The following is a 16,059-nucleotide window of genomic DNA, read 5'->3' as shown; positions in this document are numbered from 1 at the left end:
TTGGATAGTTTCAGAATATCTTATGGCTGCAGTGACTGCAAATGACAGATGAAAAAAACTCTATTGTTCAGGAGGATATCTTATTTTTAGGCCAATCTCACTTCATTAGAAGACCTCGGCTATTTACGCTATTGAAACATTGCTTTACGATTATTTAATACTATGCTAATTTGTCTTAAATTTATGAATTATGTAATGAAAATATAAGGAAAACGATGTTAGTTAAATTGATGCTCGGATTACTTGAATTTAAAAAAAAACCTTTTCAGGGGATGAAAGATTTATTTGAACAATTAAGTGGTCAACAGAATCCTGAAACACTATTTATAACGTGCTCTGACTCAAGAATTGTGCCGAGTCTTATTACACAAGCTGATCCTGGTGATTTATTCAGCATACGTAATATAGGTAACATTATCCCACCTTATCCATCAAGTTTTAGCGAAACCGGTGCTATTGAGTACTCTTTAAAAATATTAGATATAAAAGACATTATCATTTGTGGTCATTCAAATTGCGGTGCAATGAAAGGATTATTAACGCCACATATTGAGGAGCATTTGCCTGCCGTAGCATCTTGGCTTGGTCACTCTCAAGTTGTGTTAGAAGAAATAAAGGCAGCGCGAAAAACTGAACTGAATGACCCGGCGCGAGAGCTTGAGATTGCTACTAAAAAAAATATTGTGCAACAAATGAAACATTTAAAAACTTACCCACTGATCCATGAGAAAATGGCTCGTAAGGAGTTGACAATTCATGGTTGGTATTATGAGTTGGAAACGGGACAGGTTTTTATTTATGAACCGGAGTTAAATGAGTTTATTAATCTTGAAGATGCTTTAGAGCGGGCTCTTGAATCCAGGAAAAACAAGATAGTCTCTAGTCTTTCTATGAATTATCTGCGACAAATGCTTCCGTTAAAATCAGAAACAGAATATCACCAATTAATGCAGTTAATTATTAAACTTCAAGACGGTATTCTGCCAATTTGGGAATTTATTAAAGAACCCGTTAAACAGCAATTATGGAAGGAGCTCGGTGGATTTTATGAAACGCCTGATGATGAAAAATTCAAAGCCATGGTCGAGTCGAGTACCTCGTTCAGACTACCTGCATTAGAAGAGTTTCGCGATTCTATCTCATTTACAGATAATAATTCTTCCGAAAGCCCTTTATTAAGTTTATCAATGTTTATCAAAAGAACGAACGAGGCTAGCATGACTAATATCGTTCCAGAAAAAGCTGGCTTGACTGAAACACCTGATGAATATACTCAAAGCAATACCCTTCAAAGTACTTTTTGATGATATCGTTGTTGTTTCAGAACTATTTGGATTCGATTTGGGGTGTTAATATGAGGGCAAGAGGACGATTGAAAAACATAGGATGAGCGTTTTTGCTCGGCATAGGATTTCTTAAATTTATACCCAGTTTAGAACTACAATAAGTCGCTGTCGCTTCATTATAAAGTCTATTGTTCAGATCATGGTTTACTTCTATTGTGTGATTCAGGATTAGTGTAACAACACTATGTCATAAGAGTAATTTGTCTTCATGTGAATGGTTGTGATTGATTTATGCTTTAATTCTGTCTTTGACACAATTGTAGGCAGTAAAAACTCTTTGCAATACAGGAACACATGGATAAGATAGCACTACCTGCAGCCGAACTCTGGACCAAAATGATTTTAATGTTTGCAATACCCAATTGTGATACTGTAAAAAAAGCCCGCAAATTCCTTGAGCTTAATAAAATTGATTACGAATTTATTGATTTCAAAAAATCGCCACCCACCAAAGAACAAATAAAAGCATGGGGGGATTTCGCAGGAGAACTTCCCATAAATAAAAAGGGAATGACATACCGAAAATATAAAGATCTTTACGAAGCTTTGAGTATGTCGGAGCAAATTGACTTTATTATCGCTAATCCCTCCCTGATCAAGAGACCTGTTCTGATCCAAAATAATAATGTAATCGCATTGGGTTTTAATGAAGAACATTATAAAGAATTGGTAAGAGCACATTGAGATTAGTTGACCTGACGGTGCTCTTAAATCTTATGAACATTTTAAAATAATTTCAGGTGAAATTGTCCATTTAAATTCAAATGGACCATAATATAGATATATTGTTGGTTTATTTGTCATCCTTTGTCTTTAATTTAAGATAACTATGATTAATGAATTCGTAAGGAGAACGGTATGCACCCGAAAATAACAGCCGCACAGAGAGACATTGCTGAAGCCTTTAACATCAAGCCTAAAAATGGTATCAATATGATAAAGGACTTGTTAACCGGTGAGGAGAACGTTCAAGTTGCAGAAGAAATTGCCGAGTTCTTTATACAACAAAAACAAAATCTGGATTTAGATGCTGTTGGTGATTATCTGGGTGGTAAAGAAGCTGAGAATCAGGCTGTATTAAACTCCTTTACTCTTAATTTTGATTTTGAGGGGCAGGATTTTACTACGGCTTTCAGAACTTTTTTAACTTCATTTAAATTGCCAGGGGAAGCCCAGCAAATTGATCGGATAGTTGCAAGTTTTGGTAAGGCTTATTTTAATTCAAATCCCGGTATTTTTGCCGATTCGGATGCGGCTTATGTTTTGGCGTTCGCAGTAATGATGCTTCAGACCAGTTTGCATAGTTCCAGTGTAGCACCGAAAGATAAAATGACTCTCGAGAGCTTTGAAAATATGTTAAGAGGTTGTAATACTGAAAAAGATAGTGAAAATAAAAAAGATTATGATAAGGTTTTTTTAAAAAAAATATATGATGACATTAAAGGAAAACCTTTTGAGTTCAATTTCGTAAAAACTAACCCAGGATATGAATTTAATACCAGTATTCTAGGTACTGATCCTACTTTTAAAAAATTGGATTCATTGCTTCAATCCAATACAAAGGCTCAAGATGTATTTCCAGGAATCAGTGCAGATGTTATGGCTACTGTGGATAAGCCAAATTCATGGCTCAATATTTTGACAGGTTATCAAGGTACAATAACCTTAACAGATGATAATGCGAAAGCGGCAGTTACTGTTCAGGTATATACCCCAGGTATCTTTTCTAAATTATTATTTGGAGATCAACCCAAAGTAATCATTCAACCCGTCAATCAAGATGGGACTGATCCTAAGGCATCAATCGATTTGGCGGGAAAAATTGCAGCTGGTTTTCAAACACCAGTTAGTACTATTAAGGCCACATATGACAATGATAAAGCCGATTTAATTAAAGCTTATGATACCAGTAAATCTGCCCTCAAAACAGAAGCTTCTAAAGAATTTGCAAGTAACTGGAAAAGGGAAATTGTAGCAGAACGAGACGCAATAAATGAAGATAAAGGCGTTCGGATGCAGAACAAATAGAATTGGTAAGAACATTCAGCTGTTTATGGGAGTGGACTCTGCATTCTGAATGCTGTCTTCATAATTCGGATTATTGACCTATGAACATCAAGAACTAAGTTATCAATAAGCTGGACTGGTAGCTGCTCTAGCAACCTGTTCCTGACATGAGGGCGACAGGAACCAGGAGATCTTGTGTTAATGTATAGGTTTTATTCGGTATTAAATCGACCCAGTTTGTAAGAAAATCTGGATTTCCTGAGCTCTTTGACCAGACAAGTACTCTAAAGTACTCCGCTTGTTCAGGAATGGCTAAATTGTTCTTCCCCAGTTGTGTAAGTACGAACAGGTTATCTGGATTTAATTTTAATCCTTCTCTGACTATTTTATTATTCATTTCAACTTCTTTGGCAGAAGCGGCCCATTGAATCGCAATTGTTGATTTGTGATCATTAAATGGGCCAGATACCTGGTTGTTGATCGTGAAATGATCGGCGAATGCCGTGTTTATTACTAAAAGCGAAACCAGGAGCAGGGTGATATTTTTCATTTTTATCCGTTGCAAATTATTGAATAGTTAACCCTTCCTGTGGGACACAGACGCTATCCGCATCCATCCTGGGTGCCTTGAGTGGAAAAGTTTCGGATGCACATAGAGTGGATTTTTTACCTGCTCTTTTGAAGACTTCTTTGGGGATATGAACAGTCACATGTTTAATGACATTGACTGCCTCGGCAATCTCGAAATCACCTACCATGCTTAATAGTTGATAGCTCTCTTCCCGTGATAGCCCTTGTGTGCGGACTAAAAAGTCTACGGCATTTCTGGAGGCGAGCTTCATCGCTTCAAACAGATCCACATTTAAGCCGGTAATAATCCAGTGCGTTGAATTTTCGGTAATTGGCCAGGTAAATGCGTCCCCGCCTTTTCTTTTTGTTTTGTCAAATACTCCTTCTGCTTTAAGGTCTTTTCTTACGATAAACTGCAAAGCAATACCTTTATATGAGGTTTCGAGGGCGGTAACATCAATCTCTCCATTGCTTTGCATCGCGTGTGAATCACCAGTCCAGACGAGAGCCCCTTTCTGGAATACTGGGAGAAACAAAATTGACCCTACTTGCAGCTCCGGTTCATCCAGATTACCACCAAAAGGTCCCGGCGGAACGGAGTTAAACTCCCCCCTTACCGGTTGCGCTGCTGAGGCCTCTATATTGACAGGCCAACCTTCCGGCCAATCATTAGGTGGGGCTACAGCAATGACTCCTGGAAAAGGTTTCAGTTGCAGGCAAACACCCTGAGTAAATTCAGTCGTGTTGTTTTTTTTGTCGAATTTAAAATACTTTATTCTTGGCTTGGTAAATTCTGATAAAATCCCTTGAGTAGGGCTTAAGAAATTATATCCAAAGTCATTTAATTGAATATCAAGAATCCGAATTTCTAATACATCACCAGGCTCTGCTCCATCTACGTAAACAGGGCCTGTGAGTGAATGCATTCCTCGTCTTTTTTGAATGTCATGTTTTACATAAAATTGGGCTACCTCTGCTGGAGTTGTTTTATTGTAGACCATTTCATGAAGGCAACTATTCCAGGTTTCCATTGAAACAGTATCACCTGAGCGAACTTTTATAACGGGCGTTTTATTGAGAGTAAAAAGCCCTAGTGTCGTCGTTTTTTCTGTAGCCGGAACCTTGTATGTGTTTCCCATTGCCAAAGAAGCAAATAATGCGGCTGTAATTAAAGAAACTGTACTTATTATTTGTTTCATTCACGTTCCTTGTGACATTAATTTCTTAGCTTAACAGTTATTAAAACTTAATGTAAATCATTCAGTCAAAACAAGATAACAGTGTTATTGTTTCTGCGCAGCGATGGATCACTATAAAATGAAATACAGAAGACTCGCTAGTTGATGCGAAGTTCAGCACAACTGCTGTCGTTACGAACAATGATATCCGGTTTATTCACAGCGACTACTTGAGTAAAGAACGCTTGAGGCACTGTTTGAGTCATCTGTTTTGTAAGCCCCAAATTGTTTTGTCTTGAATCATTGGGTACTACGTCCATTTTTTTTAATGGAGTTGACGAATTAGGTACAGATAAAGAACCTTTTTTCTGTTGGATGATAACAGGTGAATTGGGAAACGTTGATTCGTGAGAGGCTGCGTACTGTTCCAAGTATATCGCTGTGGCATCCTTAACAATGTCCTCATTTGCAGATTCCAATGATAGGTGGATTGGTACCTCGCTCATTAAATGATGATTTTTAAACAATTGAGATATTGTGTCATTCAATAGAAATAAAGGGAATTTGGATCTACCCCCAAATCCCAGATTGACATCACCAGCATAATACACACTTGTGATGACGGTTTGTTGGGCGGTTACATAGGACTGAATTTTTTTTAATTGTTCAATAACAACTTCACCTATCTGATGTTCTTCAGAAGGAATATCTTCAGATATTTTAAGTGGGAGCAATGTATTTGTATCATGATATTTTTTCTTAAGATCGACAAAGGCAGCGGCAGCAGAAATTTGATTATGGTAACAACTAATTATAAGAACATTTTTGGAAGTGATTGCATACTGTATATAACATTTTTGCATAATAAATCCCAAATAAATCAAGTGAGAACAGTGAGGAAGCCCTGATTTTGTTTATTGAGCTCAAAATTATAACAAATGAATATTAAGTGATCATTAATGACCTTGAATATGATGTGTAAGAACTTGAAAATATGTGATTAATTGTTTATCGAAGAGTGTTTTATTGTGTATGACGTGACGAATTTTTTATTCCAATTGGGATTATTTTTATTAAATAATAAAACGGCTGATTCTGAGCATTTAATTCAATTCTGAAGCAGCCACTCCCTTTAAATGGGGAATGGCTCTTTATAACCAAAACAATCGACTTAATTGCGTTATGATTGAATCTGGGGCGATTATTTAGGCTTTATTTTATTTTCCGGGAATATTTCGTCAAACAACGTCGCACCACCTACCGCAATATTCGCAAGAGCATTTTCTATCTCAGTGCTCTTATCTCCAGTTTTAGCACCAAAAAAACTATTAGCGCGGTTGGTCGCATTATCTAGAGGTCTGCGATTTTTTCCTACCTCATGAGCTCCATAGAGAAACGCGGCAGTTGCTAATAGTGACGCGGAAAGCCCAAGTCGAGTATCTGCCCAATAAAGTGGCGCTAAAACTAGGTTACCCAGACTCAGTAATGTTCCTGTTTTTCCAGCATCATCTGTTGATATTTTATTTCCTGGCATAATCACTCCTTGTATTATTATTTGTACCAAAGAGTATTTGAGGGGCGACTAAATTGCAAGTTTTATCAATGCGATAAGTTTTTGAACATATCCAGAACATTATTAATCAATGCCATCCTCAGGTCATGGGTTTTCCTTACCCATGCCTGTTATGGATAGTTGCTGTGATGCTATGTTCTTCTACTCAACATCAGTGGCAGATCGTAATAAATAAGCGTTTAAGCGATCAGCAAGTTGGGTCGCTCGTTCACTGGTACTGACCCATCGTGTTTCTTGGGGTAGTTTGGAGGGCAAGTCGCTTAATTTGACTAATTCTGTCTGCACAGAAGCCTTGCCAGTGGTTGGTGCTGATGCAGGCAGATTCTGCCAACGCAGCATCATGGTGCCTTCATGTAGACCTGAAGTACTTATCCAATGATAAACTCCTGGATCTGTACGAGAGATTACAAATCGGTATTGCCCATCTGCATCCGCTATAGCCTGGGTATTGTTGAAACTGCATAAATATTTGCCTGGATCTACGGTAATAGTCCAGGGATTTGTTGCCGGAACAACAAAATATTTGGCGCCGCCTGAATTAATAGTAACAATTAATGCTTCATCATCATTCAGTTTAAAATGACCAAAAGAGCTTGCCTGAGTTACCAGAGTTCCTAAATCATCTGATTGGCTGGGCTGTTTAAATGTATTCACTTTATTCATTTTTGTTTTAATACCTAAAGCACCGGTACCATAAAAAAATGTAGATTCAGCAAGATTTTTTAATGTTTCCATATAGATACGAGTATCGCTACGTGGTTTATGAGCGGAACTATCGTCAAGTACTTCTACACTTAATTCATCGGGTTTATTGGTTTGCCAATCACCGAGAGTATTTCGTACAAAAAGCATTACCGCGCTGCTGGTGGATTGAATATGGTTTACCCGTCCATTAGCTGGTTGGTTATCAATGGTGATATCATAGGTACCATCAGCATTGATGACTAAATCATTGCTCGTCAAGACGGCCACCGTTTTCTGTGAATTAGGGTTACTGATCAATGAAAACGTGGCATCAGCTAAGCCATTGCTATCACGAATTCCATGTATAACATAATGGACCTTGTCATTGATTGGAATGGTACGATAGATAACATCAGGATTATCATAAGAATATCGGCCTCCGGGTATTGTTTCTCCGAACCAATGGCGTGGTCCGGTGTCGACCCAATACACTTTGGGGTAGTAGGGGTCACTATTAACCGCTTTTTGAATAGAACTGAATACTAGCTCATCGATCATGCCATCCATTAAAGGTTTGGCCTCGTCACTTACAAATAATCCATAAGCTACTGTATAGGTTAGTTTGGCTTTATAGCGCAATAAATGAAATGCATGATTTTTAAAAATATTAATTGCCTTTGCATCAAGATCGCGTTGTTCTTGAGTCGCTAGCGGATTGCTGCTTGCTTCTATCTGCGTTGCGATACATAACAAAGGAAGTATCACTAAACAACATGCCGTTTTTAAATGTTTTATTAATACATCCACTGTATATTCTCCATTTCGAGCGCTTATGGGGTGAGGGAAGCGGTGTAACTGGTTACCCGTTTAAGCTTTAAAAGTGATGTCTTCTTTTTTCAGAGTACATAAAATCCAATAAGAGAAGGGCTGGTACGTTCATAGTACATGCAATAACAGCTCAATAGGTTCGTAAATTATCGTCATCCCTCACTGTGTTCGGGATGACGATAGTTTACTGACTTATAGAGAAGTTACTATAAAAGAGTATAACCTATTGTTAATTAATAATTAAATTCATTTATTACTTCAATCCTGATTTAGAATATTCTCACCAGAATTAGTTAATGTGAGCCGACCATTTGAGGTACTATGTCTTGTTTACTCTCTTCAGATGTATAAGAAGATCGCTTCGTTTCCTGTGCAAATAAGGTTCCAGCTTTAGAATGTGTAAGATTGGATTCCTGTATTTGGCCTAAGTTTGCAGCAGGTTGCGATCGATATCCCAATCCATCCAGAACTTTTGCCGTTGTATTGCCAGAAGTAGCTACATCGACGGTTGTATTTTTATTATTTGTTGCTGCGGACACAACGTCCTGTTGTTTAAAACGATATAAATTGGCTAAAACAATTGTGGATTCAAGCACCATCAAGGCAACACCCAATACTGGATTTAGAGCAAAACCTATGGCAACAAATAATCCTGCTGCTACTATAGTAATCCCTGAATTATAAGCCAGGCTCACGAATAAATTCTGGAAAATATTATCTTTGGTTTTTTTAGCTACATCAAAGGCCGTAGCAATAGGGAATAACAACCCTTGGTGTACTACGATACCGGCATGTTGTTGGGTGACGGTATCACCAATACTCGATTTAACCGCAATACCAATGTCTGAATAGGCAATAGCCGTTATATCATTTGCGGCATCACCTACCATGGCCACTTTGTGGCCTTTGGATTGTAATTGTTGAATATAAATTGTTTTAGATTGTTCACCAGGTTTTGTGATAGCCCCTACTGTATTCGCGCTAATGTTCGCTTTTGGAATACCTAATAATGCGGCATACTGTTCTGCAGTCGCTCTATCAGCTCCCGTACAAATATGTACTGTTTTGCCAAGACGTTTTAATTGATCCACCGTTGCAACAGCATCTGGACGCAAAGGATCGTTTAAGGCAATTTGTCCTATTACTGTGGTTCCTCGCACAATATAAACAGAACCGTTGTCCGGATTATCATAAGGTTCATCGAACTGTGTAATTTCATTGGCAACAAGCATGTCCTTATTACCAATGATGAATGTTTCACCATTGATTATGCCTTTTATGCCTGAGTGATGGCTTTTATCAATAGAAGTTATATCTAAAGGTTCGCTTGGAACAATGCCTTTATTCTGTATATAAGACTTGATAATTTTGGCTGCCGGATGATCGGATTTATCTTCTAATAATGCGACATGGCTCAAAAAATTCTCATCTGAAATACGCAGGGACTCCACCGCAATTTGGCCTTCGGTGAGCGTTCCATTCAGATCAAAAACTATGGTGTCTATATCTGAGGCTGCCTGTAATGCCTTCCCATTATTAAAATGAATCCCTTGTTCAGATGCCTTTTTCATACCGATTTTAACTGCCATGGGGGTAATCAAACTCAAGGCGCATGGACAAGCGCTTACAAGAACAGAGATGACGCATTGGATAGCCAGTGCGGGAGTAAATAATGAGCCGATGACAATACCGGATACCAGCGCTACGCCGAGTAAACCAGGAATAAAATAGTATAATACTTGATCCGCAAACAGTTCGACTGGCGCTTTTTCATGATTCGCTTTATTAATATTTTTTGCGATTAATGAGAGATAAGAGTTTTGATATGTTTTTGTAACACGCAGTTCCAATGAAGGGATATGATCAGCCAGGCGCATACCCGATTTTACGACATCGCCAGGTTTAAACATCCTCAGGTGGGGGGAGCCATCGACCCGTGTTGTGTAAAGTAGTGTTTCTTCTGTTAATACACCATCGACAGGAATGACCTCTCCTTTGTTCACTATAATAATATCGTTTGGAATTAATTGTTTGACTGAAATGTCCTTATTGGGGTTACCTTTTAATAGAACAAATGGAGTCACGCAATCACGAACATCCAGTTTTTTATTGATTTTACCGATTAAGGTATGCTCAATTCCTTCGCCTAAATGCCAAAAACCTAAAACTAAAGGAGCCGCTTCAAACATCATCGGTAATCCGGGGACAAACATACTGACTATAGAGACACCGACTATGGTCAAAGTACTTATTGCGTATAATGTTGTGGTATCCCATTTTAAACTCTGTAAGGTATGCCATGCTGACTGATAAACAGAGCGTCCTAAATAGAATGTCATCAACGTTGTAAGCCCGGTTATAACGTAATAAGCCAGCAAAGGAATGTTAAAACTCGCAATAGAGATGATCAGTAAGCCTATTCCCCAAATTAGCCCCAATGCCGCATTTAGCCAATGATTTTCATGATGGTCATGATCATGGCTATGGCCATGGTGATGGCTGTGGTGGTGAGCATGGGAGTGAGGCTGTTTCGTATTTTTTTTGTGTTTTTTGGGGTGATTGGAATGTATCGGTTTGGATTGATGTGCGTGATCTTTATGCTTTATTTCGTTTTCATTCCAAAGTGCTTCTAACTCGACAAGTTCATTTAAGGCGATTTCTTCGGCCAATAAAAGTTGTGTAACCTGATTTTGGATGATTTTTTGGTCTTTGGATGTACACAACAAACTAATGCTTTTGTTAGTACTAGTGTCATCGATTGCAACACGCACTACCCCTAATTCTTTCGCTTCATACAAAATCTGTTCTATTTTTGCCGGTTCGAGAAGTTGAGTATCATCTGAAAGATGGAATCGATAATTGTAATAATACATTGGTTTCCTCTACTTAAAAGATTAGAGAGATGCTAAAGAAGGTTTTGTTGTGCTTGATCACTTTAATAGCATTTCATCACCTTCAAAGAAGTGTTATAATATAACACTCAATTGTTGAAGAGCAAGTAAGATTAAGTAATTTTTAGACACTATTTAAAAATTATGTGTTTATTTGTGTTCTTTATTTGATTATTTTTCATTGAAATTGAGAGTATGATAAAATTAAAAATTCTAATAACTAAACGTATAGATGGTTGATGAAACATAATTTGTTGGACAGAGCATATAAGCATTGCATGAGTCATGGCTACCGGTTTACTGAGCCAAGAGAGCGTGTCCTCAAAATATTAGTTGATGAAAGAAAACCGCTCGGGGCTTACGATATTTTACAGCGATTATCTTTGGAAATTGAGAACCCCAAGCCTCCTACAGTCTATCGTGCCATCCAGTTTTGGCATCAAGAGGGTTTTATTCATTGTATTGACAGCCTTAAATCTTATGTCGCCTGTTTGCATGGGCACCACGTGGGGCAGGCTCAATTTCTCATTTGTAATCAATGTGACTTTGTTAAGGAGTTGGAATGCATTATCGATTTTACCTCTGTAACAGAATCGGCTAACGCCATTCAGTTTTCAATCATCAATTGCACTGTAGAAATCAAGGGTCTTTGCGCAGAGTGTAATCTGACTAATTTAAGAAATTAGGATGTGTTAATAATTCAATTCCAACTCCTGCGATGTGTTCCCGGGACGTTGAAATCGTCAATTTATGTTTTTTACTAAAGCTACTCTCTTACGCTCAAGAGCAGAGCGCATAATTGAACTGAAACCCATTAGTATGTATAATATGGGAACATTACGTTCAATTCTAGTTGCAATGAAATCTATTTTTAACTCCTTTCCCAATCCAAGCCTGTTTTCTCTTAAACACTTTCGTATTTCATATACCTTGTTACCTCCGATTAGAAATCTCATCGCGAATTTTAATCAGGATGAATTAAATGTTGTGAGTATTGCTTGTGGCGCAGCTCTGGAGTTATCAACCCTTGAACTACTAGCTCGCTCCAGGGGAGTTAAGATTAATTATGTTGGTTGTGATATTGATCCGCGTGATTTAAAATTTAATACTCGTGTTTTACAAAAGAAAGCCCCAGCCGTAAACCAGGCTTATATTCTTTCAGATATTGCCAGCGCTCCTCCTGTATCGGTTATTTCCCAAGCTCATTGCATTATTTGGCGTCATCCAGAGTTTTTAAGTGATCATGATGAAACCCCAAAAGAGTTAATTTTAGATATGTGCCATATTTTATGGAATGTTCTGGAAAATAAGGGTGAAGAAGCTCCTATTTTAATTACCTGTTATGATCCGCATGAAATGATGGTGATATTAGAACTCATTCTGCAGTTTTGCGAAGATGATCTCAAATATAATTTGAACATTGATACGCAAGATGGACGAGCATCCTGGCAAAATCAGATGATTGATGCTGATGATCGAGATCCATTATTTAATCTAAATCATCAAGATCAATGTCAACTATTAATATCGCAATGTCACCTTAAAAAAAATAGAGCGAATCGAGAGGTATTTTTGAGCGCATTATCTAAAGCGTTTCAAAATATCCTGCCTAAAATTCAAACGAATGAGCATAACACGCCCACTGTTCTTTTGGAGCAACTGGATGAGCCCTCTCTTGATGTACTACGAGAAGCTACTTCTTATATAAATGATCAGATAAGAAAGGATGACAATCCCTTTATTAAAAGAGATCAATTGCTTACAGTGCTTAAGCAGTCTTATACGCAACCAGAAATGTGCCACCCATTAACGTATTAATCTAAAAAAAGTAATAAACTTCTAGGAAATGTCAACAGCCCCTAATTAACTTAAGCAACTACTAGGAGATCTGGTGTTTTGTTTGAGATGAGATGAAGATTTATACCGCATTTTCATGGAGTTACATTGGGATGAGGTGCCTTTATAATAAGTTCGGAATCTTAATCATCCTGAGTAGCCCAACCTCTTTAGGACAAACATCAGAAAAGACACCGCGTCATCCATGGGAACGCTGCTTCAAGCCCATCTTCCACAGTATTGATGGCTTTGTCAGACTGGATTTGTGACAAATTTTAATTATCTATGTAGTATATAATTATATTGCAGCTACTATTAGCCAAAAACATACATCTTAATTAAGGATAGCCATGAGATTTAAAGGGATAGGATTAATTATTATATTAGGAACTGCACTCTATCTATTTCTTCATAAATCTCCTGCTTATCATCGGGGTCCTGTTTTAAATTCTACAGTTATAGCTTTTGACTATGATGGTAGACATAGTGCCGTGACCCCCCAAAGCTTGATTAATGGTGACGCGCTTATTTTTTTGAAAGTAGATCCAAATGATAATGGATTAGAATTGGTGAGTTCGCTAAAACAGCTGCAAGATTATGATGGTAAAAAGAAAGGATATATTGCTTTGGATAACCCCAATTTTAAAGATTATTATTTCGGGCGTTATTTAAGGTATAGCGATCTTCTTGAATACCGTCAATTGAGTCAATTGGGAATTGCGGGTATCGCTCTTAAGTACACTGGTAATAAAGTGACCTCAGCACAAGTTATATTATTGGATAATTCTCGTCGCTATTTGATGCCGGTCAAGATCACTAGTGATGTTTTAGAACATGTCAAATTGAAGGAGTGTGATGAACAATGCGATCTTCCTCAATAGGATTATCTCTTAATTAAGAGATAATCAGGATTTATAGGAGCCTTAATTAATAAAAAAAAATAAAGTGTACTGTTGGATTTGATTCCTTTGAATTTCGTGATTTGTCTATTCTATTAGTTCCAGGTCGAATCACTTAAGCGCTCGTCCATATCTTTACCTGGAGCGCACTCTTTAGAAAAATAGCCATCACTTCGCTTTAAATAATGGTTATTATAGTACTCAAGGGCATTCTGTTTTGCGATGAGTTCAGGCACGCCTAGCAGTCTTGCTGTTCGATAATTTCTTTGTACAGCCTCACATTCTGTTTTTGCTTCATTGTATTCACCACGGGCGTGCATGCTTTCATGAGTCAGTATGTTCAGGCTGATGATTTCTTCTGGACTCGCATGATCGGGATGGGCAAGATAGTCCATCAGGATTGAACACCTGGGGTATTGAATGACTATATATCCTGTTTTCGGATCTGTATGGCCGCCAACCCTAAGCTCCTCATCAAAAAGAGTGTCAAACAGGGTATTACAATGTACCTTTGCAGGATGATTATCGGCTAATTGACTGGCTGTGGCAGATAAAAACCGTTCCATTCGCCAGTGATGAAAAGGCGGCCATGCGCTTGACAGGGCTAACAGTAATAACACCGCAATATAGGGTTTGAAAATGGGCATGTGGCCGTTGAGTTCACGGTAAATCAACCAACAGAAAAAAAGGGAAATCAGGATCCAAAGCATCATGCTGCTCTTAAGAAGTGGTCACGAGATGTATCAGTGAACTTTAATCTGACTGATACCTTATCAAGTATTAATACACTATTCTATGCAAACAGGTTTAAAAATTAATTGATCGGCATCTGAATGGGATAACGCGGAGTCTAAATGCCCCATAGCCGTCAAGCGAAGGAATTTTGAATTAAAAGTAGCCCGGATGAAGCACCGCGAAGTCCCGCGAAGCGGGCACTGATTAAAAATGTACCATGCTGCGCATATGCTTCCCGGATTTCGCTGTGCTTCATCCGGGCTACTTTTGATTTACTCCTGAGCTTGGAGTGTCTAAGCTCTATAGTGTGAAATTACGATAGAGAAGGTTTAGAGCGAGTGCCATAAAGGCCTGGAAATTTGAAATCATTGGTTTTTTCAACGATCATTGATGCGATATCATCTAATCGTTGAGCCAGGCTTTCAATTTCTGCCATTACTCGTTCATCACGTGCAAGCAGTCTATCCAATAGTTCTTTTAGACCTTGTTCGTCATCATTAAAACCGCTGTATTCTGGATTACTTATCATGAATGCATCAACTATTAGACCAGTCTTTAAATTAATGTTTAATGAAAGCACGATGTCAGTGAGCATAATGTCTTCTTTCTTAGTTTCCTCGGGCAGCTTGGTGAGATCGATTTTAACTGAGATTAAAGCGGTGAGACTGGTGTAATTGTCTTCACTATCTTTGCTCGTAGAGGTAATTACCGCTTTGATAGATGCTGCATCACCATATTCTTCTTCAGTGTATTCTTTAGCTAGCGTTTCTATCATCTGAACTGCCATGGGAATGAAATAGTTAATTTCATCCTGTGGTAGCAGTTTTGTGAAATCAACGCCAATTGAGCCTCTGATGACAGTAGTTGGAGTGGCTCCAATTCCGTAATTGTATGCAAGATTATCGAGTTTTAGTTCGAAAGTATTTTGGGAACCTGTTTTTCGATAAAATGAATTCAGGGCAACTTTGGATGCATGCTCCGGAGTGGTTTCTACCTCGTTGAACGTAAGCTGTGTAACCGTTGACTCATTTTGGAAGGGGCTAAGAATTTTTATAACTTGTGAATTGAGCTGTTCAAGTACATTGTCTGCAAACGCATTTACCGCAAGAGTGAGACCGAGTCCTAAAGAGAGAACGAGTTTTTTCATGAATACCTCCAGTAGTTTTTAGAGTTGAGTTGTGTGTAAAGTGGGCTTGGATAAAGGCCAATTGTGGAATAGTTGATTGTTTGATTAGAGAATGCTTGTGAATTTTCACATGATTGAGTACAGCAAAAGATTGAGTCCATGCTTTATTCATTTATAACATCCTGTTTCCACGATCAAGTTAAAGCTAGAGTACTATCTTCGATCATTTGTGTAATAAAATTAAACCAGACAGCCGAAAAAAATTCTTTTTTTTCAAGCATTAGTCAGTAATGCCGTATCAAAAAACGACGTGGGCATAGTGTCATTTTTGCAGCATTATGACAAGAAAAAAAATACAAAGTATTTATGTATTTTTGATTATTTAT

The 16,059-nt window shown here is 37.9% G+C and carries 14 protein-coding genes; 6 read left to right on the top strand and 8 right to left on the bottom strand.

Going from position 1 to position 16,059, the window contains the following annotated elements:
* Positions 1-215: 215 nt before the first annotated feature.
* The 3 genes from Lqua_RS03580 (at position 216) to ralF (ending at position 3,374) form a co-directional block, all read left to right on the top strand.
* Positions 216-1,304, top strand: coding sequence for a carbonic anhydrase (locus tag Lqua_RS03580; RefSeq protein ID WP_083501242.1), 1,089 nt, complete (start codon positions 216-218; stop codon positions 1,302-1,304).
* Between the two features lie 378 nt (positions 1,305-1,682).
* The gene (locus Lqua_RS03575; protein WP_058473080.1) at positions 1,683-2,030 is read left to right on the top strand and encodes an arsenate reductase family protein; all 348 of its coding nucleotides are present in this window, start codon (positions 1,683-1,685) and stop codon (positions 2,028-2,030) included.
* A gap of 174 nt (positions 2,031-2,204) precedes the next feature.
* Positions 2,205-3,374, top strand: coding sequence for a T4SS guanine nucleotide exchange effector RalF (ralF, locus tag Lqua_RS03570; protein ID WP_058472902.1), 1,170 nt, complete (start codon positions 2,205-2,207; stop codon positions 3,372-3,374).
* Positions 3,375-3,501: 127 nt separating this feature from the next.
* On the opposite strand, the gene Lqua_RS03565 is transcribed toward ralF, so the two are convergent.
* The 6 genes from Lqua_RS03565 to Lqua_RS03540 form a co-directional block, all read right to left on the bottom strand.
* Positions 3,502-3,903: a hypothetical protein gene (locus Lqua_RS03565; RefSeq protein ID WP_058472901.1), complete on the bottom strand. Its 402-nt coding sequence runs from the start codon at positions 3,901-3,903 to the stop codon at positions 3,502-3,504.
* A gap of 16 nt (positions 3,904-3,919) precedes the next feature.
* Positions 3,920-5,122 (bottom strand): acetamidase/formamidase family protein, encoded by a 1,203-nt coding sequence (locus Lqua_RS03560; protein WP_058472900.1) that lies wholly within the window; start codon positions 5,120-5,122, stop codon positions 3,920-3,922.
* 137 nt (positions 5,123-5,259) lie between these two features.
* Entirely contained in the window at positions 5,260-5,964 is a 705-nt protein-coding gene (locus tag Lqua_RS03555) for a hypothetical protein (RefSeq protein WP_058472899.1), read from the bottom strand.
* A gap of 338 nt (positions 5,965-6,302) precedes the next feature.
* Positions 6,303-6,635 carry a hypothetical protein gene (locus Lqua_RS03550; protein ID WP_058472898.1) on the bottom strand — a complete coding sequence of 111 codons (333 nt, stop codon included), beginning with the start codon at positions 6,633-6,635 and terminating at the stop codon, positions 6,303-6,305.
* Between the two features lie 180 nt (positions 6,636-6,815).
* The gene (locus tag Lqua_RS03545; RefSeq protein ID WP_058472897.1) at positions 6,816-8,165 is read right to left on the bottom strand and encodes a DUF1214 domain-containing protein; all 1,350 of its coding nucleotides are present in this window, start codon (positions 8,163-8,165) and stop codon (positions 6,816-6,818) included.
* A gap of 314 nt (positions 8,166-8,479) precedes the next feature.
* Positions 8,480-11,059 carry a heavy metal translocating P-type ATPase gene (locus Lqua_RS03540; RefSeq protein ID WP_058472896.1) on the bottom strand — a complete coding sequence of 860 codons (2,580 nt, stop codon included), beginning with the start codon at positions 11,057-11,059 and terminating at the stop codon, positions 8,480-8,482.
* A 257-nt stretch (positions 11,060-11,316) separates the two neighbouring features.
* Here Lqua_RS03540 and Lqua_RS03535 point away from each other — a divergent pair, with 257 nt between their 5' ends.
* From Lqua_RS03535 to Lqua_RS03525, 3 genes are all read left to right on the top strand, one after another.
* Positions 11,317-11,763, top strand: coding sequence for a Fur family transcriptional regulator (locus Lqua_RS03535; protein WP_058472895.1), 447 nt, complete (start codon positions 11,317-11,319; stop codon positions 11,761-11,763).
* 64 nt (positions 11,764-11,827) lie between these two features.
* Entirely contained in the window at positions 11,828-12,895 is a 1,068-nt protein-coding gene (locus tag Lqua_RS03530; protein ID WP_058472894.1) for a hypothetical protein, read from the top strand.
* 368 nt (positions 12,896-13,263) lie between these two features.
* A complete protein-coding gene (locus Lqua_RS03525) occupies positions 13,264-13,794 on the top strand; it encodes a hypothetical protein (protein ID WP_058472893.1) in 531 nt (176 codons plus the stop codon).
* Positions 13,795-13,907: 113 nt separating this feature from the next.
* Here Lqua_RS03525 and Lqua_RS03520 read toward each other — a convergent pair whose 3' ends face one another.
* Positions 13,908-14,525: a hypothetical protein gene (locus Lqua_RS03520; RefSeq protein ID WP_238585521.1), complete on the bottom strand. Its 618-nt coding sequence runs from the start codon at positions 14,523-14,525 to the stop codon at positions 13,908-13,910.
* Between the two features lie 335 nt (positions 14,526-14,860).
* A complete protein-coding gene (locus Lqua_RS03515) occupies positions 14,861-15,694 on the bottom strand; it encodes a hypothetical protein (protein ID WP_065240143.1) in 834 nt (277 codons plus the stop codon).
* Between the last annotated feature and the right edge of the window lie 365 nt (positions 15,695-16,059).

Source organism: Legionella quateirensis, from assembly GCF_001467955.1.
Taxonomy (GTDB): domain Bacteria; phylum Pseudomonadota; class Gammaproteobacteria; order Legionellales; family Legionellaceae; genus Legionella; species Legionella quateirensis.
Note: the sequence above shows the minus strand (reverse complement) of the source record. Positions and strands in the feature narration are given on the sequence as shown.